The organism is Legionella sp. PC997 (assembly GCF_014109825.1).
GTDB lineage: Bacteria > Pseudomonadota > Gammaproteobacteria > Legionellales > Legionellaceae > Legionella.
The window spans coordinates 665969-688636 of sequence record NZ_CP059576.1; the positions used below are offsets into that span (position 1 = coordinate 665969).

Sequence of the window (22668 nt, forward strand, 5' to 3'; positions counted from 1 at the left end):
TCCGTATTGATTCAAAATATCAAACAACGAAATGCGCAAGAACTAATTAAGTTATAGCAAACTATCTAAGCTGTTTAAACAAACATTGAGTTTATTGGCTAAAGTTTTTATGTTGGGTTCAGAAAACATGCTTTCATGATTCCCAGGAACCAAATAGTATGTGATTTCGTCTGCCGTATAATTGTCCCACCAATTTAGAGGGGCATCATAATTAAAGAGGTTGGTCAGGGATTCTGCTTTAAATAAAATTAAATTGGTTTTAATACGGGGTAATTTGTAGTGCATGAGCATTTTTTCTCTATGCCATTGCAATTCTAATAAATTATCGGAGTTCGTAATCTGATGCTGTTTATGATGTTCTGAAATCCGGACATTGTGTTCACGCATTAACTCTTTAAAATGATCCTCATCTCTTTGAAGAGCTGGATATTCAGCCCATCCATCCAGCGAAATAATCGCTTTTACTCGTTCATCCATTTCTTGAAGTTGCTGGGCTATCTCAACAGCAACAGTGCTTCCGAAGGACGCTCCTCCAATAATATAAGGACCATGGGGTTGAATCGTCTGAATGACCTTGATGTATGTTTCTGCCATTTCTTCTATGGTTTTAAAAAAGAACTCTTCGTATTCAAGGCCAGGATCTTGTAACCCGTATAATGGAATATCTTGCTCAAGATAGACTCCCAGCGATTTATACCAAAAAATACTTCCCCCAATAGGATGAATAAGAAATATCGGAGTTTTATTACCTGACTCTTTAATAGGAATGAGGATGTGCTCATATAGTGTTAATTTATTGGTAACCTGCTGATTAGTATCCAATAATTGCTTGATTTCAATCGCCAATGAATGAATCATCGGAAAGTCAAATAATGTTCTGATACTTAATTTAATAGAAAATAGTTGTTGAATTTGTGAAATAACGTTCATCGCCGATAGAGAGTGACCTCCCATTTCAAAAAAATCATCATAAATACCTAAGTATTCGTTGTTCAACACAGCACACCAAATACCGTGTAATACCTTTTCAATATCATTTTGTGGCGTAAGATGTTCTTTACTCGAAAAAAGCTGCTTTAACGGTACAATAGCACTGGTTCTATCCAGTTTTCCGTTGGGGGTGGTTAATAGCTTGTCAACCACAAAAAAACGGGTTGGAATCATGTAATCTGGAAGTTCATCCTTTAAAAATGAGCGGATGTCGGTCGCGTTTACCTCTTCGTTATCTCTTAGTACCAGATAGGCGCAGAGGAATGGGTCGCCGTTCTTTGATTTTTCTGGCTTGACAAGGCATTGATAAATGGAGGGAATTTTATCAAGGGATGATTCAATTTCGCTAATTTCTATTCTAAACCCACGAATCTTTATCTGGGTATCGCGACGTTCATGATATTCTACGGTACCATTATTTTGCCATTTTACGAGATCCCCCGTTTTATAAATTCGGTTGTAGTAACTCTCAAATGGGTTGGGTAAGAATTTTTGTTGGGTAAGTTCTTCATTATGGAGATAGCCATAGGCTAATCCATGTCCTGAGATGTACAGCTCACCTAATATCCCTGTCGGAACAGGCTTCATGTGATCGTCTAATATGTAGACATTTGTATTCGAAATGGGCTTCCCTATTCGACTGACATGGGAGGTCTCGTCTTGAGTTGAGCAGGTGTGTGTCAGTGCATCAATGGTTGCTTCAGTTGGACCATACAAATTATGTAGCTTACATCCTGCACTATTATATTCATAAAAGGCATGGATAGTTTCTGGCAATAGTACCTCTCCTCCACAGAATACATGCCGTAAAGAAGAACACGATTTAAATTTTGGTGTTAAGATCATTTCCCGAAGCATTGAAGGAACAAGTTGGAGTATGCTTACTTTGTTCTTTTTCACGAGGGCAATTAATTCTTTTGGGCTTGCATGTGCGTCACGTGGAGCAATGACTACGGTTGCTCCAACCCAAAGAGGCATAAAAAATTCCCATACGGAGGCATCAAATGAGAAGGGCGTTTTTTGTAAAAATACATCACTATCATTAAAATCATACGTCTGTCGCATCCAATGCATGTGATTAGATGCAGCAAGATGTGAAATGGTAACACCTTTAGGTTTTCCCGTAGTTCCTGATGTATATATCACATAGGCTAAATCAGAAGGTTTAGTCGCGATATGAACAGGATGAGAGATGCTTCCTGTGGATTTAATAATATCTTCAACATCGATAATTAAACCCGAATAGCCATGAATGTGTTTTGATACTGATGCTTGATGAGTCAACAGAATTTTTGATTGACTGTGGCTTAGCATGTAATTAATTCGCCTATCCGGATAATGGGGATCTAGGGGTAAATAAGCTGCTCCAGATTTTAAAACACCAAGAATACTAATTAACATATACATCTCGCGGTGAATGTATATACCTATTATATCGCCCGGTTTTACTCCATGAGAGGTCAGATACTGGGCTACTTGATTAGCCTTTATATTGAGTTCTTCATAGGTGATGGTGACATTATTAAAAATAGCAGCAATGGATAGGGGGGTCTTTGCTGCCTGTCTTTCAAATTCATGATGCAGTAAAACATTCGAGTCATAAACGCTGTGAGTGTCATTCCATTCATGTAAAAGACAATGCTCTTCCTCTTTATTCAGGATGGATAATTCAAAAATCTTTGAGTCAGAACGGTTTAATGCATCTTCTAGTAATGTATGCAGATGATGTTCCATATAGTTAAAGAATGCATATGATTCTTCCTGTGATTGGTATTCCGTATTATTGTGAACGTAAATAGAGGAGCCATCTTCTGGAATGTAAAAATTTAGCTTTTTTTGAGATGACAGGGGAGGGCGGCTTGAGGTATCACAAAAAGTAAAACTGATATCAATTTCCTTGGTTAACCCTTGTAACTCTGGATAACGAATAAATACATCCTTGCAAAAGGTTGCATAAGGATTAATGCGCTCATTTTCATCTTCAATAAAAGATAAAATGTCTCTAAACGAATGGCTACTTTCAAAATGGGTGGTTAAAGGGACATGTCGTTCAAGTATATTGTCTAAACATTCAATGGTTTTAGCAAAAGAGGTTGGGCTGTAGCCTAACGAGAAGTTTTTATAGTTATTCAGTCTATAAATATAAGTCAGTAGTACTCCAAAAATAATATTTTTAACCTGAACAGAGTGATTTTTTGAATATTCCTTCATCAGAGTAAATAAGTTGTCCGATATGGTTATTGTTTTGTACCGTGGCTGATCTAATGATTGTTTGTCATTGCCTACAGTAAGATGTGATAAAAAGGAGACGCCACCATGGATACATTGTAACAGTTCTTTTAACCAGAATTGTTCTACACGAGTTTGATTGACAGCCGGATGAGATAACATTCTTTGAATGTACAGAGTATCAATATCAGGTAGTCTCTGCCCCACCGCTAATGCATAGTCTTCAATAAGTCGTTCTATAGGATACTCGTCACCTGTTAAACTCATTAATTCATAGAGGACTATATCAGTTGATCCGGTGGTAATTTGCAGATCCGTATTTGATATATGGACAATGATTCCTGGACGCTCTCCAGAAGAAATACCTAGTTTCCGGTACGATTTAATGACCAATACTTGCCCTTGAATTAATAGTTTGGGAGTGGCGAGCTCGTTTTTATAATGACCAAAAGTTAATGCCCGGCATAATCTGTCAATATGTTCCGATGGGTTTTCCCATGAAATAAAGCCATAATATTCTGGCTTATTTTGTAATCCGTAGTATGAGCGAAAGGCTAAGTTTTGTTTCACTAGAGTTGTCGTGTTGGTTTCAAATTCAATTAACAATTCATGAAAGGCTTTGACTGCATGCTCATAACATTTTAGATTTAAACTCAGTGCTGTTTCGTCGTCTTCAATTGAAAACCAGGATTGTTTTAAAATATCTCCTGAATCAACCTGTTCGTGCATGACGTGCCAACTAATTGCATGTTCCTTTTCATCATTTAGAATTGCCCAGGTGGTGGCATATAATCCAGCATATTTAGGCAAAGGGCTGTTATGATAATTCACTGCATGTACACGTGGGTAATTGAGAATAGAAGGGGGGAGAATGGCGCCATTGGCTATGCTAAACAAATAATCACATGACTGATTCATGTGATTATTTTCGAATTCCTTAATATTCTTTATATAGGGAATATCGTTTGCCTTACACCATTTTTTGATGTTTTTGGATTGGGAAATCAAGCCAAGCAATTGATGGTTTCTTGCACGTATCATCGATGCACATTGCAGAGTTATATTATCATCTCCTATGAGATAACAGCTGAATGATTTACCTTGCAATTCTTAGCCTTTTCTATTGTTATTTCATAATCAACATCAATGTACTTATGTTATTTTGATGTGACTTAGCATGAGTATTATAGCATAGGGGCTTGTAATCGATCACTTAGATTGAAATTTGATTTTTGAGCCTATATTATTCGCATAATTGAAAGTTTTTGGAAATCATTGCAAATATAGCTTTATTTTTAATAATTTCAGAGATTATTTGTACAAGTCATTATTTATATCAATTAAATTTCGCGCGTTCTTTAGTCTTCATAAGAATAACATTCTCAGTTAAGAATGTTCCTGAAAAAATTGTATATAAATGGAGTTACAGGATACTATCAATAATCAATCTTCTGAAATCGATTTAGATAATGATGAAACTGTTGTGTTTGATGATGTAAATATAATCCTTTGAATCGTTTACTGAAGTAAGAACAAAAAATATCCAGTCAAAATTACAATCAATAAGAACAATGCTAACTGATTACCTTTCTGGACAGAGGGTCGCAATATTGCAGCGATGCTTACCAGAAACTACTGAAACAATACGGCTTTATTTGCTCAATGAGTGGCTCAGGTAACTGTTACGATAATGCGGTAATGGAAAGTTTTTACCATACCTTAAAAATCGAGGCTGTCTATGGCGAGTCTTTTTAAAACGAGAATAGAGGCTCAACGAAGTCTTTTCGATACATTGAAGTCTTTTACAATCGCATGCGAATTCACTCAACTCTCGGCTATCAAACGCCAGTTGAGTTTTGGTTAGTGGCTTAATATTGGTGTACGGTTTTTCGAGGATGGATCAAAATAAAGAAGCTGATTATGGCGTACTGAATGATCTGGCACGTGGTTGCGCAAATCCCCAACGTATAGAACAACATTGGGATGACATGATGAGAATAGCCGGTTCACTCAAGCTTGGTACAGTTCAGGCATCAGAGCTTATTCGTTCTTTATTAAAAAGCGATAAACCATCAAGTTTAGCAAAGGCAATTATTGAGGTGGGTAGAATTAATAAGACGTTGTACCTTCTTAACTATATTGATGATGAAGATTACCGTCGTCGGATACTAACTCAATTAAATCGTGGTGAAGGAAGGCATAGTGTTGCTAGAGTCATTTTCCATGGCCAACGTGGAGAAATTCGTAAACGTTATCGGGAGGGACAAGAAGATCAGCTAGGTGCTCTTGGCTTCGTGACTAATGCTTTTGTTCTCTGGAATACTATTTATATGAATGCGGCAAGAAATTATTTAGAGCAAAAATCTATCGTCATAAAAGAGGAGAATGAAGCCAGACTTTCACCTCTTCAACATGGCCATATTAATGTTCTTGGCCACTATTCATTTACTCTAAGTAATTCGATTCTGAAGGACAGCTAAGGCCATTTAATCAGCTAGTGGAGGTTATTGAAGATCCTTAGCGTACGTTTTTGTACCATTGGACTTCAAACCCCATCATTTAGCCAAAGTAATTTTTTTTGGTTATTTAAAGCAATATAATTATATATTGCGCTCTTTGTTTAATTAATATATTCTTTGCGCTTGTATAATTTTTAATTTATAGGCTTAAATTATGTTCAATCCACGAGATAAAAGGGCTTCAACTTCCAATCCTTCAAAACGAAGTAGGACAGTTGGAATTAATGAGTGTCAGAAAGACGCATTATTTGAATTGCAAGACCAGGGTCTTACTTATGAAATGTTAGTCGAATATAGCGCAGAAGGTCATGCATTTTATAAGGAACACTTCTTTGCTCTAGTTAATCTAGTTAAGGAGCGCGATTATTCTGTAGTAGATGCCTTATCAGAAGTTGCTGGGTTAACTAAGAAACAAGCTAAAGGCATTGAAAACGGATTAACTCGGCAGGATGTTTTGCCTTTAACGAATGTTTGGCATATTACTGCTTTAGAAGATTTAAAAAAGGATGGCTTAACTGCGGATATTCTACTAACGTTTGACGAAAGTATATATAAGTTTGGGCCTGATCATTACAGTGCTTTGGTTTTTTTAATAAGAAATTGTCAGTATAGGGCAAAAAAGGCATTAGCAGCAATTGATGGAATAAGTGGCGAAGAAGCGCTTGAGGTAAGTGAAAAAGGTTGGTCGAATCACCGTATTGGTTCAATATTTCAGCCACGGTTTAATAGTATAAGGCCGTCATTTACGCCTTGTGACAATGTAGGGGACTCAGAAGACACAAAGCTTCTTGCTAGGTCTTTGTAATTAAAATGTGAGTGTTAATTGAAATAGTTTTGACTTAATCTGACATACCCACTTGAAAAGGTGAGAGTTTCCGGTTTTGATAGAAGTGCGAACTTTTAATCAAACCAAGAGGAAAACTCTCATGATAGATAATTCGGAAAAATGACTTTAGATTCGATTCATATGGGTACTTTGCAACCGTTTATTGACGGGCGACGTCAGGATCAAGTTAAAACAAGAACGATTAACCATGGTCTAAAAATTGTTCGCCGCATTTGTAATCTGGCTGCAACCGAGTGGATTGATGAATTTGGGCTGACTTGGTTGCTGAATGCACCCAAAATTAAATTGCTGCCAGAAGACGATTTACGCAAACCTTATCCACTAAGTTGGGATGAGCAACATAAACTCTTGCAGAGTTACCTACGCATTTAGAGCAAATGGCACTATTTGCAGTGAATACTGGATGTAGAGAAAGTGAGGTATGTCACTTGCAATGGGATTGGGAAATTAAGCTTCCTCAATTGCCGCATCTTTTAGTGTTCATCATTCCTCCTGAAATGGTTAAAAATGGTGAAGAGCGCTTGGTAGTCTGTAATCAAACGGCAAAGTCGGTAGTTGATAGCCAAAGAGGAAAACATAAACAGTTTGTGTTTACCTTTAAAGGCAATCCGATTACCCGAATAAATAATACAGGTTGGAAAGAAGCTCGTAAGAAAGCTGGTTTGGAGTTTGTGCGTGTTCATGATCTGAAACACACCTTTGGCCGACGCTTGCGTTCTGTTGGTGTGAGTTTTGAAGATAGGTAAGATCTGCTTGGGCATCGTTCAGGTCGTATTACAACGCATTACTCATCAGCTGAATTGCAGAATCTATACGAAGCTGGAAACAAGGTTTGCGAAAAGCAACAAAGTGGGGTGGTTCTCACGTTGCTTCGTAATCCAAATAATAGAAAAGAGAAAGATACATCTCAAGGACGTAAGGTAGTTAGTTTATGAGTTTGTGTCTACTATGCCCCACAAAATCCCCACAATGGCTTTTGAGGGGTTGGGATAGTCAATTGCAAGTTATTGATTTTACTGGCTTTAATTGGTGGGCCCACTAGGACTTGAACCTAGGACCAACGGATTATGAGTCTGTAAAATAGGGGTTTTAGCACGTTTTATCAAGTTTTAAATTCTGTCAAAAACCTTTTAAAATCAACGTTTATAAGCCATAATTTGCCATATTGAAATTTATTTAGTTTTAATTAATGTGTCTACATGGCGTCTACATGGGATTTTAGAGGTGAATTATGGCGGAAGCAGAAAAGGGTATTAAATTAACCAAAACCATCGTTGATAAACTCGAACATATTCCCGGAAAAACCCAGACATTTTATCGTGATCATGATTTAAAAGGCTTTGCTTTAAGAATTACCTCTGGTGGTGTTAAAAGTTTCATTGTTGAAACCAGAATTAGTGGCAAGGTGAAAAGAGTCACCTTAGGTAAATATGGAAACTTGACGGTTGAGGAAGCCAGAAAGCAAGCCAAGAGTCTTTTGGGTAGTGTAGCAAGAGGTGATGATCCCATTGCGGAAAAGAAAACCAAAAAAGTTCATGCTATGACCTTACAGCAAGTTCTGAATGATTATCTCAAAGCAAGAAAAGATTTAAAGCCGCGCACTTTAAACGATTATCAATGTGTACTGCATGAAGTAGTCCCTGACTGGCTTGATAAACCGCTGGTGAATATTACTCGAGAGATGATTGCTAAACGACATACCAAGCATGGGCAGGCAAATAGTAAGGCACGCGCCAACAATGCAATGAGGGTATTAAGAGCCATTTTTAATTATGCTATGTATGAATATCAAGACGGCAATGGCCATCCAATCATCACCATTAACCCGGTCAAGTATTTATCTCATACACGGGCATGGTATCGAGTAGATCGAAAACAAACTGTTATTAAACCGCATCAGCTAACTGACTGGTATAAAGCGGTTATTATACTGGTGGAAACTGATAACTACCGCAACGCTTTATTGTGGCATGATTATTTTTTATTGCTCTTGTTTACCGGCATGCGAAAAATGGAAGCAGCCTCTTTACGCTGGGAGGATATTGATCTCAAATCCAAAACCATCACACTGCAAGACACTAAAAACCATGAAATCCACACGCTACCCATGTCTGATTTTGTCTATGAGCTAATGGAACGCAGAAGCCGGAATAAAACCAGTGAATTTGTATTTCCAGCTGATAGTAAAACTGGTTATATCTATGAACCTAAAAAAGCAGTGAATAGGGTTGTGGAATTATCTGGTGTGCCATTTACTTTGCATGATCTGAGGAGAACCTTTGCGACTATAGCAGATAGTCTTGATTTACCTGCCTATGCTTTAAAGCGGCTTCTTAATCATAAAATGAACAATGACGTTACTGCTGGATATATTATGAAGGATGTGGAGCGGTTACGTAAGCCAATGCAGCAAGTTGCTAACTTCCTGCTAAAGCATATTGAAGAGGTTAATTCATTAAATGTCATGGTGATTTGACGAAAATGGTTATTATTTAGTATAATTAACTTACTACTTCCCCTAGGACTTCTCTCCTAGGGCGCAGAGCCTCTTCGGAGGCTCTTGTTTTTTCCGGCTTTCAAAAATGAATAAAAAACGCACTACTATATACGTTGATGGATTTAATTTGTATTATGGGTGCCTAAAAAATAGTCCTTATAAGTGGTTAGATCTAAAATCTCTCTTCTCTAATTTATTAGACCCATCACATGAAATTGTTAAGATAAAATATTACACCGCCCATATTTCCAGTCGCTCGGGTAACAATGACTCAATGTTGAGGCAAAAGTATTATCTTCAAGCAATACAAAAATATATTCCTGAACTTGAAATTTATTATGGACATTATTTAATACATCAAATTACTGCGAAAGTGGTAAATCCACCGCCTGATTTTATCAAAGTCTATAAAACAGAAGAAAAGGGATCTGATGTTAATTTAGCTTTACATGTTCTAAATGACGCATGGTTGAATGAATATGACTGCGTAGTTGTTGTTTCAAATGACAGCGATCTAGCGGAATCACTGCGTTTAGTAAAGAGCCAAAATAATAAGACAATAGGTCTAATATTTCCAAATACAAGTAGCAAACGGAAACCTTCTCGAGAATTATCTCAATATGCTAACTTTATTAAACATATTCGTACTAATGTTTTAAGTAAGTCATTACTTCCAGAAAACATACCTGGGACAGGTATTCATAAACCTACGGAATGGTAATAAGGATAGATTTTTTACCTATAGTTAACTAAATGTTCATGTTAAGAAAACTTAGAATTTTAAACATGACTTACTCTTCATGTTAAAGAAATCGAATTTTCTTAACATGTCAAAAATTTAGACTCTAGGTTTTGAATGCAAAGAATTCTATTAATAATCATTGAACCCACATAATTTTAGATATCATCAATCAAATGGTTGCTCAAACTAATGTTGATATGGTCATTCATTCTGGTGGCTTGGAGGTTTATGATGAACAAAACAGCATTGGGTAAATTAAAAAAATCTATCGGTATGGTTATAAAAAATTGGGTTAGGTTAAAAACCCGCACGATTTGAGCTTAAAGACCGAAGTTTACATAGGCTTGGCGGGTATGTTAACTGAAATTGTAATTAGATAAATATAATTATGCAAATACAGGAATTAATTTCGTTAGAACAACTTTTTTGATGTTTAGATAGCTATCCTAAGTTTCGTCAAATATGGATTATTATTCCGTCCATTATGGATTATAAGTCCGTCTAATATGGAATATAACCTCGTCCAAAATGGAATGTAAATGAATTTTGTTCATTAGCGTTTGTAGACTTATAAAAAATGCTTGGGACCAAGGGGACAAGTGGGGCATCCATGTCATTACTGGGCTAGACACGTCCCTAACTTATTTTGCAGCGCTGGGACGTATGGGACACAGATAAATCTAATAATACCAAAAGTTATGATAAATTCGCGATTCGCGAATTGCGAATTTATGACATGTTATATTTCATTTTTAGTATCAATATCCTTCGATAACACATCTTTGAAATTGATCTTTTGTGCTTGACATTCTTTGAGGGAATACGAGATACTTTTTCCAAGCTTAAGGAGTAAGCCCGATGTTCCAACAAAATGTAGGCAGTTGGAAGTCAAAGGATTAGGAGAAAAGAATATCAATCAATTGTCCATGGTGATACTGGATGATGCGTTGAGTTCTGTTCAAGGAAGATACATCTCGGCATTTGGCTGAGGAGTAAACAATTGAGGAATTTCCTATGACTTTAAAAAAACCATCCCGTTTACATCTATTAAACGAATTTGAATCTGCGCCACATTCTGCGCTTTTTAATCAACAAACGATCGCTGCAGTTTTAAGCTGCTCCACCCAGTTACTTGAACGTAACCGCTGGGCGGGTGGTGGTGTTCCCTATTTAAAAATTGGTCGCAAGGTGTTGTACCGAAAAAGCGATGTGTTGAATTTTCTCCAACAACAAAAAATTTACTACTCAACCAGTGACGAAGGTCAGTTACCGCTTGTTGAGAGCGCATAAATTTAAAATTCGTCAGAATGAATTGGATTCATTCCGATGGTTGACTGTTGCTTGGAGAATAATCTATGTCACAAAATCATGTTATTGAATTAGCCAATACACTAAAGCAGCGCCCAATTGTATGCGACTATGCCGGTGGTCGCTTTCGGTTAACTAATGAGGGGCTAACCTTTATCGGTATTGATAAGGATGGCACTCCTTTATCACCACGGTGGATATGTGCACCATTGCATGTCATTGCCAAAACTCGAGATGCTCGGAGCGGTGAATGGGGTCGTTTGCTGGAATGGCAGGATGATGATGGGGTAACTCATCAGTGGGCGATGCCATTGGCTTTGTTGCAAGGTGATGCCTCTGATGTGAGGCGGGAACTGGCAAGATTGGGATTGAGCATTTCTCCCAATAGGACTGCTCGCGATTTATTAGCCTCCTATTTACAGGTTTATCCAGTAGACGCTCGCACACGTTGTGTTGATAAACTGGGTTGGTATGGGGATGTCTTTGTAACAGCTTTTCAATGCATCGGGAACTCAACAGAAAAAATTGTATTCCAAAATACCAATGCCATTGAGCCGGCTGTATCCGTTAAGGGCAGTGTTGAAGAATGGCGTGACTCAATAGGTCGTCTGGCTTCCGGCAACTCAAGACTGGTATTTGCCATCTCGGTAGCACTTGCTCCAGTTCTGGCAAAGATTGTTGGCGAAGATTCAGGAGGCTTTCATTTCAGAGGGGCATCTTCATCAGGCAAAAGCACTGCATTGAGCTTAGCTGCCTCTGTTTGGGGAAACCCACAATCTTATTGCCGTTTATGGCGCAGCACCACCAATGGGCTTGAAGGCTTGGCTGCATTACACAATGATGGCTTGCTCATTCTTGACGAACTCAGTCAAATGGATCCCAGAGAAGCAGGGGAGGCGGCTTATTTATTAGCCAATGGCCAGGGAAAAACACGCGCCTCTCGTACTGGCACAGTTAGGCAATCCTCCCGATGGTCGCTATTTTTCTTATCTGCTGGTGAAGAGTCTTTGACAGCACTCATGGCAAAATCAGGACAGCGCATTAACGCAGGTCAGGAAATCAGGCTTGCTGATATTGAAGCCGATGCAGGTTGTCAGATGGGGATCTTTGAAACAATTAACGATCAACTAAGCCCAGCTAGTATGGCATTATCTCTTAAGAAATACAGCAGCCAATACCATGGCGCAATCGGTATGGCGTGGTTGAATAAAGTAGTTGCCAACCGACAAACAATCAGCCGATATATCACCGATACCATTCAAACCTTTGTTGATGCAGTCATTCAGCCCGATGCAACAGGTCAGATAATCCGAGTTGCCAGACGCTTTGCATTAGTTGCTGCTGCGGGAGAACTAGCTAGTCAATTTGGTCTGACAGGTTGGCAAAAAGGCGAATCTTTCAATGCTGCGAAGACTTGCTTTATTGCATGGCTGGATGCTTTTGGGATTGATGGCCAGCGCGAAGATCGCGTCATTATGGCGCAGGTACGCGCATTCTTTGAATCTCATGGTGCCAGCCGTTTTGATAATGCCAACTCACCCAACAATGACAAGATTCTCAACCGAGCAGGATTTTATCATACCGATGGCGAAGGATTTCGAATCTATATGGTGTTAACTGAGACGTACAAAAATGAACTGTGCAAAGGCTTTGATCAACGCACCGTAACCAGAGTTTTATTACAAGCCGGGTGGCTGAAACCCGCATCTGATGGCAAAACCTCACACAAGCCAAGAATCAAAGGAGTTGGAACTCCAAGATTGTATGTTTTTACAGGTAAGATTTGGGGAGGTGAATAAAAATTGACTATACCACCGGTTTTTACGTTGAGCACCGAAGGTGCGAATAAGACTCGTGAAGTTTGGTAACCAGCTCGCTGGTTAGCTAACTTCACCTATCTTGCCCTGTATTTTGAAATTTATTTTGGAACCGTATTTTGGTAATTATTCGTAATTGTTCGTTATATAACGATTAATAATGAAAATAATCATGAATAAACGGAAATAAATAATAAATTACCGAAAATTACCAAAAAGGGCTTTGTCAGTGACCGAAAGTGTCGACAATAAATAGAAATAAACATAACTACTCACCCCTACGCCCCGCTGCTTGTCAGCGGGGTCCAGAGTTCTTAAGTAGATCGCATGGATCCCGCTGACAAGCAGCGGGAGGTAGGCAGAGAGGAGGGCAGTTACAAACAAACTATAAAACTCAAAGGATTGGATAACCAGTAATATGGAGAGAAAACAATGAAAAAATCCTTAGTAGGAAACATAACATCTTCTAAACAAAGCAAACAAACAACAAACGCCAGAAAACATAAAGTGGAATTCCTGGCTATGCGTCAAAACATTTCTGAGGCCTTGGAAAAAGGCTGGTCGATAACCATCATATGGAAAACGCTTAGGGATGAGGGAAGCTTCACAGCAACTTACAATACGTTCAGGTTATACGTATTGAGATACTTGTATGGTCAAAAGTCAGGGTGTCCACAAAAGGAAGTCAACGATCAGCAACCAAAGAGACTGGCCGTAAATCAGGACAAAGAGAAAAAACCAACTGCTAAGCCTTCATTTACCTTTAATCCAAAACCCAATTTAAAGGAACTTTTATGATTGAATGGATTTTTATTGATGGATATAGTTTCCAATAAGTCCCACATGCCCCACCTTCATGGCAAAGGGTGGGGACGGCTAAAACCTAGTAGTAACGCACCTGCCCCAGTTGTCCCTTTTGTCCCCGAAATATTGGCTAACATGTTTATGTGAATTTATTTTTTGATGATATATGTTAATCCATCAAGTCAGACCTCATTGATTTCTCTCATAAGTCTATCAGTTATCGTGAACGAAAATAGAGTCTGAATATTAACCTATATGTTGTATGCTAAACTGAAATAAGTTAAGGAAAAATTGGAGTATACGTATGGAAACGCTAAAAGAGATTTTTACCCATCTAGAATTCTTAGGATATGAGATTAAAGATGGTTCTAACGATGACGGTGGCTCGAAATACTATTTGGCGCTTCATCCCAATTTGAATAATCAACTTATTTTAGAAGTACGACCGAATTTTATTACTTTTCTTGGTAGGTCTACATCTAGCAAACCAATATCAATAGAGATGATTAAGTATATAAATACTGCCAATGTATCCATGTTTATTTCTAATGCATACTATGAGAAGTCAGAAGAGGATAAAACAATAATAACTTTTAAGGCAACCTATATTGGGAACTATTCAAAACAGCTATTTGGCCAATTTTGTAATTTTTTAGAAGAAGATCAACATATATTTAAATCCCTAGAACATTTTGATGAATTATTCGTTAATTAATTTAACACAAGAAAATTATAGCTTGATGAAGAGAGGCGCGTTCCACTAAGTGGTTAATAAAGGGAGGATAGTTTGTTCAATTTAATCGTTAGCCAAAGTGGATGGGGGAAAGGACGTGACATGTTCCCTAGCAGCAGGATTTTTGAATATACTGAACCGTCGTTGGAAAATAGATTTAAACCTGGAGGCCAGCTTGATTTGGTGGCACTAGCAAAGCTGCCAACTGTCTTTGTTCAGGAGATGTTTGGAGAAGGTGAGCAAATTGCTAGAGTTGGAGGGATTATTCGCGCGTACATATCTAGGCAAGATTTGGCACTTGAGTATTTCTTCTATCCAGATATTCCGCCTATTCTAAATCGAGACCTTCAGAATTTTGCATCCGAACTTGGAATTATTGATTTCCAGTTCTCGAGAACTCATTGGTCTGTTAAGGACGTTGATTTGTACCGCGTGCTGCTTGGCAATTTGAAGCAACGCCGGAGTCGGCCGACTGTTTTTCAAATCTCTGATCCTGAGGTCATTGAACCAAAGCTTATTTCAGCCATGATGCCGTTTCACCCAAACTTTATGCCGGTCTACAAAACACTTCAAGGTGTAGCTAATGCCTTGGGTCTGAATTGTCGTCGGGCCGACGATATTTGGGAGAATCCGGCCGTAATTCAAGATGTGGTGTCTCTTATTGACCGTTCCAAAGTTATTATTTGCGATTGCTCAAGCCGCAATCCCAATGTGTTTTACGAGATTGGAATTGCTCATGCCCTTGGCCGAGAGGTAATTCTGATTACGCAATCAGTTGAAGATATTCCTTTCGACTTGAGGCATCTTCGCTATGTGCATTATTTAAATAATACTGAGGGTCGCAAAAAATTGGCAGAGGTTCTCCAGCCTCGACTGGAAACCTTGTTTGTATGAGTCCGCCGATGTATCCCCCTTTTTGTTGCCCAATAATCTATGCACATACGAAAAACGTAATATGGAGCGTTTTCCAGAAGAATTGGCTCTACCCCAACAAACACCCGTGGGGTCAGGCCTTGAATTTTGAATTACAACCACGTGCCAATAAAAAACCGGTACAATTCACAATTCAAGGCCTGACCCCATTGATGTGTTAGTGCTGAATATGTTCATTTTACTGGGTAAAATTAAGAGTGGTTTTCTGCGTCACTGCACAGATTGCAGTGGCGCAGGAATAAAAATAGTATTATTTGTTTTCTAAAAAATGATTGCTAAGTTGATCTAATATTTGGCTAGTTCTATTCAGGATATTTTTAAAAGAAGTGATAAAGTTGGATGGTTTTATCTCGAGTTTTTCAATTGCTTTTGTATAATTTTTCCCTTTTCTATGTCCTACACCTGTTGACCGAACATTATATAAATTTTTTAAAAAATCAATTATATTTTGTGCGTCTAGATGGTTATTTTCCTTTAAAAAGATATTGAAAAGGCCAATACCCTTTTCGTCATTATACTTATTAATGTTTTTTTTGATTTCCTCGACATTTATAGAATCTATTATAACTTTGCAAAGTGAAAGTATTTGATTATCAAATTCAGCTTGTTCATTTTTCATCGGTACTCTTAAAGATTGGAAATTGTGCTCATCATTTGGCGAAAGGGGCAAAAAAAGATTCCATTTAAATTTTTTCAGCCAACTATTTTGAAAAGTAATAAATTTATTTTTAAAGATTAAATCTTCGGATGAAGGGGGAGTGAATTCGGCTAGTATACTTCTTTTAAAATATGTTTCACTTATAGTTCCATCAGGAGCCACATTATAACTTTTCCAGTAAATTTGTTCTTTTTCAGGAAGGTCTCGTCCAAGATCTCCTAGGTACACAACTATATACTCATTATGATTGTTGTCTATTCTTAAGCTCCATACACCACAGCATGATAAATGATTATCATCTATCTGATAAAGTGATGGATTGTTATAATATTTTGATAAGACATCTCGTTTAAAAAATACTGGTGTTAGATAATGCGGGGAATCTAACGTGTTTTTGTCGAGATTATTTCTTAGTTTATTGGGGTTGGAAGTGAAAAAAGTTGGATGACCAGCCTCATCTTCATTAATTATAAAATCTTGATATTCTTTAACTGAGGGATTTATTTGTTTTAATTTATTGAAGTCTCCACAGGGGATTAATTTTTTGCCCATTAAATGACCAAATGAATTGAACTTCAAAGAGCCATCAAATTCATTTGCTCCTCTACTGTACCGAAGATTGTCAGTTTTTAAGTCTTTTTCAAATTGAAGCCAGTCTATTTGGCTAATACTCTCTACATTTGACATAATTGTAATGTCAAAAAATATCATTAGATCCAATTGCTTTGCAGATATAAAATCAAGTAAAAACTTCTTCTTAATTTTAATCTCACTGTCACTATATTTTATAACCTCTATTTCTTCTCCTTCATCAACGGAAACATATCTATTATTCTCTCTATCGTTATAAAGGTTATGAAACAGTATGATTTCCTCAGCCATTTCTGGATAATTTTCTTTAACGCCGTGAAAGCTTCTGAGCCTTACCAAAGGCTCACAACTTGATGTGTTTGTATAGTAATGAATTTCTGGTTGACTATTTTCATAAGTAGTTATAAAACCAGGAACAGCTTGATCCCAACAAAGGTCCCAGTCTGTGTGGTCTAGCATTTGTTTACTATCTACTTTTGGAACCAAAGCACTATAAATTGCTTCTGATATTTCTAAGTTTTCACTATCTTTGACTTTATATTTATAAATAGTAATCCAGGCTTCATTACCAAGTTTATTTTTTATGTAGCTTATCCAATCTTCGAAATAGTATTTATCTATGTTCATTATGTTTCCCTGGTTAAACACTTCAACATTAAAATAACGATATAAGGTAGAGGATGCTTCAAGAAAGATTGATCATTTTACTTAACAAGCAGCTATCTGTGAAATATAAATGAGCAATGTGTTTTGAAGCATTTCCAAATTTAACCCTATAATTAACATATTAAAAAAGTATAGCAAGCGTGGTTCGGCTTCTTGCAACTGCAATTTACTGAGCTAAAAGTGACTTAATTATCCTTTAAAAGAACTTTGCTATTCACGAAAGTCATATTCAGCACCTACATCAATTGGGACTATTAGAGGCTCACTATAATATTGACAAAGATCTAGGTATTCCGGAGTTTGATAGCATTACAGGTAAGATGAAGTCATCGGGATTTAGTATTACTGAGTTAGGCAAGAGTTTATTAAAATATATCGAGAACCCAATTTAGAGTGTCTACATTGCGTCTACATGACTTTTTCTAACTTTCTAAAAACTACCGTAACTACTTGATTTTATTGGTGGGCCCACTAGGACTTGAACCTAGGACCAACGGATTATGAGCCCGTCAATGCTAAAATAAGTCATTGATTTTATTATAATTTTAATCGCAGGAAACCACTACAATTGTCGTACGAAGTATAACAGAGTCGTACTCAAATACGCAAATTCCCCACAATGGATTTTTACGGCATTATTTTAATTTTGAAACCCATTTGACGTTATTGGGTTTTAATATTAAAATTACGGGTATGAAACTAAGTAATGAAATTACATTGAAAGATCTGTTTGCAAGACCAGTCTTTCACGCCGCAGAGGCACGTGAAGCAGGTATCCACCCCAGCCGGCTCAGTTATTATGTAAAAACTAATCGAATTGAACGCATTGGTCACGGTGTTTATCGCGGTGTTGAATCGACTGTTGATGCTGATTTTCAATGGGAAGAATTGATTATCATCGTCAAAAGTATTCCACATGGCGTAGTATGCCTAGTCTCAGCTTTGGCTCTCTATGAACTGACGGATGAAATGCCAAGAGAGAATTGGATAGCCGTTTCTCATTCTACAACAGCACCTAAGCGAGAGCATGCCCGAGTTGTTAGAATGCGTGATATGGAAACAGGTAAAACAATGTACACAATTGGAGGGGAAACGGTCGCCATTTTTGACAGAGAAAGAACGATAATAGACTCTTTTCGTTATCTCAGTAAGGAGATAGCCATAAAAGCTCTTAAAGCAGCAGTTAGTAGTAGAGCTCCCCAAAAATTGGATATTAAAAAACTTCAGAAGTATGCGAAACAATTTGGGCTTAATCTTGAACCTTATATTTTGGCGGTAACAACATGAATGGCGGGGTCCATACATGGCAATGAACTTATTAAGCAACTTTAATCGCCAATATTTTTTCAACACACTCTATTCAAAGAATCAATATCTTCCTCTTATTCCTTAAACTGTATATGTTGTATTCTTATAACCACATACGTTGAAAAACTTTGTCTCTGTTAATAACAAGATGTTTAATTGCAGCAAGAATATGAAGTGCGATTAATCCAACTAAAATCCATGCAACCACCTCATGCACTTCGAAAAACTGTTCTGATATAGCATGACTTTGATTAACCCAATTTGGTAATTCTACTCCAAAAAAAATAATACCATGTTTGCTAAAAGAAGCTCCGATAAAGCCAGTAATTGGCATTATGAGCATGCAAAAATAAAGCAACAAATGAATTCCTCTTGATACAATAGTTTGCCAATGTGGAACACTTGATGGAAGTGGGGCGGGTTTATGGGTAAATCTCCATATCAATCTAAAAAAAATCAGCATAGCAGCGATAAGGCCAAAGGATTTATGAAGGTTAAAATACCAACCACTATTAGGCTGATCCTCTATGGACATCATATACCAACCTATACTGATTAACCCTATCAAAAGAAGGGCTATAACCCAATGAAGCAATCTAGTGATAGTGTCATAATGCCAATTTTTATTGCTCTCCATGACAGCTCCTATCCAACCGGTTTATTTAATCCTTAGCCATTTTTCTAGGTTAAGTTATCTATCGGTATTAAACAAGCTCATAAGTTGATATATTGAAAGAAGCTAATTTAAATTATGGAGAGCATTTATGAGAACAATCGGAATAAAAATAGCCTTTATCTCTACATTATTAGTATCAGGTTTAATCTCACCATCGTTATTCGCAGGTTCTAAAGATGCAGCTAACAATAAAATAAATGCTGTCATTTCCTCCAAAGTTTTTGAAATGGCAAAAAAGAATGAGAACTGGAAATTAGCACTGGTGACAGGTAAAGATGCGCAGGTTGTTTTCATGAATATCACACCTAAGACCAACCCCAACAATGAGATTGGGCTCGAAACACATCCATTTGATCAAGTCATATTTGTTGTTGAAGGTCAGGCTAAATCTGTCCTCAATGGCAAAAAATCAACTGTTACAGCAGGTGATATGATTTTTGTCCCTCAAGGGATTCCTCATAATTTTATTAATCTCAATGTAAAGAAACCATTCAAAATAATTAGCGTTTATTCGGCTACTGATATCCCTGAAAATGCGGCATATAAACAGAAATCTGATACACCACAAGAGTGACTCTGTAACAAATTAACGCAGATTTATTCAGTATAGGAGTTCTGATATAGATGCAACATAAAGAATATCATCGAATTGAACGAATTGGCTGGTTACGTGCTGCAGTATTGGGTGCAAATGACGGTATTATCTCTACCGCGAGCTTATTGATTGGTGTTGCTGCTGCTCATACCCCCTATAATGGAATATTTGTAGCAGGGATTGCAGGATTAATTGCTGGCGCCATGTCTATGGCTGCAGGTGAATATATATCAGTAAGCTCTCAAGCAGATACCGAAAAATCCGCCTTAAAACGTGAAATGACAGAACTTCAAGAAAATTTACCGAATGAAATAGAAGAATTAACTACTATATATATTAATCGTGGATTGCAGCGTGATTTTGCTGAAGAAGTTGTAAAGCAATTGATGGCTAAAGATGCATTGGGCACACATGCTCGCGATGAGCTTGGTATTACTGAAGTAACCAGTGCGCGCCCACTTCAGGCAGCTCTGTTTTCTGCCTGCAGTTTTACTGTTGGCTCGTTATTACCGTTATTAATGATTTTTATTGTTCCTAGAATCTACCTTATTCCATCAGTATCAATAATGGCGGTTCTATTTTTGGCATTACTCGGAGCAGTGGCTGCAAAGGTTGGCGGAGCTCGAATAGTATTAGGATCATTGCGTGTTGTGATATGGGGAACAATAGCGATGCTTGTAAGTGCGGGTATTGGCTCGCTGTTAGGCATAGGCGTATAAAATGCGACTACCAGGTATGCCAACGGTCTAATCGTAAAGCAAGAAAAAGAGCATTACCTATGCTTCAGTTTGAGAATAAAAATCATAATGGAACAATTTAATTGGTCTTGCATCATACCTGAATATTTACAAACTGAATCTTTAGTACAACAGACAAAGGAATTAGTATTGGATAACATGTCTAATAAACTCGAATTAGTAAGATTAGGACTGGATACGAAAGATGAATTTATAGTCTATATCCATGCTGGATGTTCTATTGATAAATCAGAAGCCAATGATCCAACTAGAGAATCAATGTGGAAAGCTTTTTTGAGAAAGAATGAATTAGAGCAGAAATCATTAACAGAAGTTATTGCTGTTATCAGAAATTTGATTCAAACGCCATTTTCTTTGGCAAAGTAAAATCTTATTTTCCTGGAGAAGATAGCTTATCAATCAGAAATTCCAGGTTTTAAACAAGCTATGGACGGCGATGTTTTGACTAATTTTATCTAGTTTCGCACTTTATCATTAAGTGACGTAGTTAAGTTAACTAGGTTTAAGCGTTGGTGTTTTTTTTGATTGCGTTAAAAGATTGTTTTCCTCAGTAATAACCTTTGATTGTTGTGCCTGCTTCTGAATGTCATTCATATCGCTGCCTAGTTCTCCTTCTGCTTGCGTGACTAAGGTTTGTGACTCCTCATTTATAGATAGTGGCTTATTTACTGTTTCATGTTTGGACTTTTTTTCTGGAAGAGAAATTTCATTAGCAATGTTTATTTTTATTTCAGTTCCTGGAATATGAATTTCTGCATCTTGAAATGCGCGCTTTAGCAAACGAATTGCCGATGATTTAACTTTTAGCCAATTATATTGGCTTCCATCCAACCAAAAATAAATGCATAAAACAACATTACCAGATGTTAAACTATTAACTAAAACTAAGGGTTCAGGCTCTTGCAAAATAGCAGGATGATTTTTAAGTGTATTTAAAGCCAGTTCTTGAGCCGCAGAAATAGACGCTGTGCTGGCAATTTCAATTAAAAATGTTTCTCTGCGATTTGGATTACTTGTAAAATTATATATATTACTTTGGTATACAATAGCATTAGGAATTTGCACCTCATGTCCATCTTGAGTCATCAATAAAGTCGCTCTAATAGTTAACCCCTGTACATACCCTGTAACTCCAGCAACTTCTATCAAATCATCATTTTTGAATGGATTTTGAACGCTTAGTAAGACACTTGCTAAAAGATTCTCTGTAATATTTTTAAAAGCGATACCCAAAATAATACCCAGTACACCCGTTCCTCCCAGAATAGTCAGCGCAATATTTGTTAATCCTAAAAGTTTCAAAATGAAATAAATTCCAATAAGTACACATAAGAAAGCTGCCCCGCGAGATATTACATGGGATAAAAGGGGGTGAAGTTCTCGAGAATTTAAATATTTGCGACTTATAGTTTTTACTATTAACGCAATAATCCAGAAAATTATGAGGATTAAAAAGGATAAAATAATTATTGGTATACTTCTTAGAAAATTTTGCCACTGCTCTTTAAAGCCAGCACTTACTAATGAGCTCACGTCCCATACTGATGAAGTAAGAATCTCTATTTGATTAACAACAGCCACGACGTCCTGGGTATTTTTTGCTAAGGATTCAGCCCATTTTTTATGTTCACTCGTTTTAGTTTTTCCTTTTAAAAACACAACCCCATTTGTTACTTCTACCTTTGGATTTTCATACCAAGTAGTTGCATTAAGTATCTTTTCAATTCGATCGCTTATTTCCGTATCTCGAGCGATAGGCTTTACATCTACTTTATTAGAAACATCAGCTATTGGCGCTGAGGAAAGAGATTGCGATACATTTGATTTTATATTTTCTCCCAAAGCAGGAGTAATAAAACTTGCCCAAAACAAACCAATCAAAATAGGTATTAATTTATTTCTTCTGAGCTCTAATTTTTTTACTCGCATGAGAGGTAATATCCTTAAATAGGTTCCGTTTTATGGTCCGTTTTTCCTGCAACTATTTTGCCAACGCC

Annotated in this window: 16 protein-coding genes and 3 pseudogenes; 15 read left to right on the forward strand and 4 right to left on the reverse strand. The window is 37.1% G+C overall.

Annotation, left to right across the window (positions count from 1 at the left end; genetic code table 11):
• Positions 1-51: 51 nt before the first annotated feature.
• Entirely contained in the window at positions 52-4260 is a 4209-nt protein-coding gene (locus HBNCFIEN_RS02685; RefSeq protein WP_182392612.1) for an amino acid adenylation domain-containing protein, read from the reverse strand.
• A gap of 552 nt (positions 4261-4812) precedes the next feature.
• Between HBNCFIEN_RS02685 and HBNCFIEN_RS17835 the strand changes: the two are divergent.
• The 11 genes and pseudogenes from HBNCFIEN_RS17835 to HBNCFIEN_RS02740 all read left to right on the forward strand — a co-directional run.
• Positions 4813-5091, forward strand: a pseudogene (locus tag HBNCFIEN_RS17835) (IS3 family transposase); the annotation flags it as partial.
• 32 nt (positions 5092-5123) lie between these two features.
• A pseudogene (locus HBNCFIEN_RS02695) lies at positions 5124-5699 on the forward strand (Tn3 family transposase); the annotation flags it as partial.
• A 193-nt stretch (positions 5700-5892) separates the two neighbouring features.
• A complete protein-coding gene (locus HBNCFIEN_RS02700) occupies positions 5893-6543 on the forward strand; it encodes a hypothetical protein (protein ID WP_182392613.1) in 651 nt (216 codons plus the stop codon).
• A 135-nt stretch (positions 6544-6678) separates the two neighbouring features.
• Positions 6679-7520: pseudogene (locus HBNCFIEN_RS02705) on the forward strand (tyrosine-type recombinase/integrase); the annotation flags it as partial.
• 296 nt (positions 7521-7816) lie between these two features.
• Positions 7817-9061 carry an integrase family protein gene (locus tag HBNCFIEN_RS02710; RefSeq protein ID WP_182392614.1) on the forward strand — a complete coding sequence of 415 codons (1245 nt, stop codon included), beginning with the start codon at positions 7817-7819 and terminating at the stop codon, positions 9059-9061.
• Between the two features lie 106 nt (positions 9062-9167).
• The gene (locus HBNCFIEN_RS02715) at positions 9168-9803 is read left to right on the forward strand and encodes an NYN domain-containing protein (protein ID WP_182392615.1); all 636 of its coding nucleotides are present in this window, start codon (positions 9168-9170) and stop codon (positions 9801-9803) included.
• Between the two features lie 1035 nt (positions 9804-10838).
• Positions 10839-11114, forward strand: coding sequence for a DNA-binding protein (locus tag HBNCFIEN_RS02720; protein WP_182392616.1), 276 nt, complete (start codon positions 10839-10841; stop codon positions 11112-11114).
• A gap of 65 nt (positions 11115-11179) precedes the next feature.
• Complete coding sequence (locus HBNCFIEN_RS02725) at positions 11180-12931, forward strand: DUF927 domain-containing protein (protein WP_182392617.1); 1752 nt, start codon at positions 11180-11182, stop codon at positions 12929-12931.
• Between the two features lie 450 nt (positions 12932-13381).
• Positions 13382-13747, forward strand: coding sequence for a TraK family protein (locus HBNCFIEN_RS02730; RefSeq protein WP_182392618.1), 366 nt, complete (start codon positions 13382-13384; stop codon positions 13745-13747).
• Positions 13748-14057: 310 nt separating this feature from the next.
• Positions 14058-14468 carry a hypothetical protein gene (locus HBNCFIEN_RS02735; RefSeq protein WP_182392619.1) on the forward strand — a complete coding sequence of 137 codons (411 nt, stop codon included), beginning with the start codon at positions 14058-14060 and terminating at the stop codon, positions 14466-14468.
• Positions 14469-14588: 120 nt separating this feature from the next.
• Positions 14589-15380: a hypothetical protein gene (locus tag HBNCFIEN_RS02740; protein ID WP_220471003.1), complete on the forward strand. Its 792-nt coding sequence runs from the start codon at positions 14589-14591 to the stop codon at positions 15378-15380.
• 289 nt (positions 15381-15669) lie between these two features.
• On the opposite strand, the gene HBNCFIEN_RS02745 is transcribed toward HBNCFIEN_RS02740, so the two are convergent.
• Entirely contained in the window at positions 15670-17295 is a 1626-nt protein-coding gene (locus HBNCFIEN_RS02745) for a hypothetical protein (RefSeq protein WP_182392621.1), read from the reverse strand.
• A gap of 732 nt (positions 17296-18027) precedes the next feature.
• Here HBNCFIEN_RS02745 and HBNCFIEN_RS02750 point away from each other — a divergent pair.
• Complete coding sequence (locus HBNCFIEN_RS02750) at positions 18028-18621, forward strand: type IV toxin-antitoxin system AbiEi family antitoxin domain-containing protein (protein WP_042754988.1); 594 nt, start codon at positions 18028-18030, stop codon at positions 18619-18621.
• Between the two features lie 124 nt (positions 18622-18745).
• Here HBNCFIEN_RS02750 and HBNCFIEN_RS02755 read toward each other — a convergent pair whose 3' ends face one another.
• Positions 18746-19279 carry a cytochrome b gene (locus HBNCFIEN_RS02755; protein WP_042754958.1) on the reverse strand — a complete coding sequence of 178 codons (534 nt, stop codon included), beginning with the start codon at positions 19277-19279 and terminating at the stop codon, positions 18746-18748.
• Between the two features lie 127 nt (positions 19280-19406).
• Here HBNCFIEN_RS02755 and HBNCFIEN_RS02760 point away from each other — a divergent pair, with 127 nt between their 5' ends.
• The 3 genes from HBNCFIEN_RS02760 (at position 19407) to HBNCFIEN_RS17650 (ending at position 21037) form a co-directional block, all read left to right on the forward strand.
• The gene (locus HBNCFIEN_RS02760; protein WP_182392622.1) at positions 19407-19892 is read left to right on the forward strand and encodes a cupin domain-containing protein; all 486 of its coding nucleotides are present in this window, start codon (positions 19407-19409) and stop codon (positions 19890-19892) included.
• Positions 19893-19942: 50 nt separating this feature from the next.
• Positions 19943-20632, forward strand: coding sequence for a VIT family protein (locus HBNCFIEN_RS02765; protein ID WP_042754957.1), 690 nt, complete (start codon positions 19943-19945; stop codon positions 20630-20632).
• 87 nt (positions 20633-20719) lie between these two features.
• Positions 20720-21037: a hypothetical protein gene (locus HBNCFIEN_RS17650; RefSeq protein ID WP_042754956.1), complete on the forward strand. Its 318-nt coding sequence runs from the start codon at positions 20720-20722 to the stop codon at positions 21035-21037.
• Between the two features lie 126 nt (positions 21038-21163).
• On the opposite strand, the gene HBNCFIEN_RS02775 is transcribed toward HBNCFIEN_RS17650, so the two are convergent.
• Entirely contained in the window at positions 21164-22600 is a 1437-nt protein-coding gene (locus HBNCFIEN_RS02775; protein ID WP_051720927.1) for a mechanosensitive ion channel family protein, read from the reverse strand.
• Between the last annotated feature and the right edge of the window lie 68 nt (positions 22601-22668).

Excerpts from the sequence above, each read along its gene's own strand:
- HBNCFIEN_RS02685 (WP_182392612.1), bottom strand. The coding sequence starts at position 4,260 with ATGATACGTGCAAGAAACCATCAATTGCTTGGCTTGATTTCCCAATCC.
- HBNCFIEN_RS02740 (WP_220471003.1), top strand. The coding sequence starts at position 14,589 with ATGTTCCCTAGCAGCAGGATTTTTGAATATACTGAACCGTCGTTGGAA.
- HBNCFIEN_RS02775 (WP_051720927.1), bottom strand. The coding sequence starts at position 22,600 with ATGCGAGTAAAAAAATTAGAGCTCAGAAGAAATAAATTAATACCTATT.
- HBNCFIEN_RS02730 (WP_182392618.1), top strand. The coding sequence starts at position 13,382 with ATGAAAAAATCCTTAGTAGGAAACATAACATCTTCTAAACAAAGCAAA.
- HBNCFIEN_RS02700 (WP_182392613.1), top strand. The coding sequence starts at position 5,893 with ATGTTCAATCCACGAGATAAAAGGGCTTCAACTTCCAATCCTTCAAAA.
- HBNCFIEN_RS02735 (WP_182392619.1), top strand. The coding sequence starts at position 14,058 with ATGGAAACGCTAAAAGAGATTTTTACCCATCTAGAATTCTTAGGATAT.
- HBNCFIEN_RS02710 (WP_182392614.1), top strand. The coding sequence starts at position 7,817 with ATGGCGGAAGCAGAAAAGGGTATTAAATTAACCAAAACCATCGTTGAT.
- HBNCFIEN_RS02750 (WP_042754988.1), top strand. The coding sequence starts at position 18,028 with ATGAAACTAAGTAATGAAATTACATTGAAAGATCTGTTTGCAAGACCA.
- HBNCFIEN_RS02755 (WP_042754958.1), bottom strand. The coding sequence starts at position 19,279 with ATGGAGAGCAATAAAAATTGGCATTATGACACTATCACTAGATTGCTT.
- HBNCFIEN_RS02725 (WP_182392617.1), top strand. The coding sequence starts at position 11,180 with ATGTCACAAAATCATGTTATTGAATTAGCCAATACACTAAAGCAGCGC.
- HBNCFIEN_RS02745 (WP_182392621.1), bottom strand. The coding sequence starts at position 17,295 with ATGAACATAGATAAATACTATTTCGAAGATTGGATAAGCTACATAAAA.
- HBNCFIEN_RS02760 (WP_182392622.1), top strand. The coding sequence starts at position 19,407 with ATGAGAACAATCGGAATAAAAATAGCCTTTATCTCTACATTATTAGTA.
- HBNCFIEN_RS02720 (WP_182392616.1), top strand. The coding sequence starts at position 10,839 with ATGACTTTAAAAAAACCATCCCGTTTACATCTATTAAACGAATTTGAA.
- HBNCFIEN_RS02715 (WP_182392615.1), top strand. The coding sequence starts at position 9,168 with ATGAATAAAAAACGCACTACTATATACGTTGATGGATTTAATTTGTAT.
- HBNCFIEN_RS17650 (WP_042754956.1), top strand. The coding sequence starts at position 20,720 with ATGGAACAATTTAATTGGTCTTGCATCATACCTGAATATTTACAAACT.
- HBNCFIEN_RS02765 (WP_042754957.1), top strand. The coding sequence starts at position 19,943 with ATGCAACATAAAGAATATCATCGAATTGAACGAATTGGCTGGTTACGT.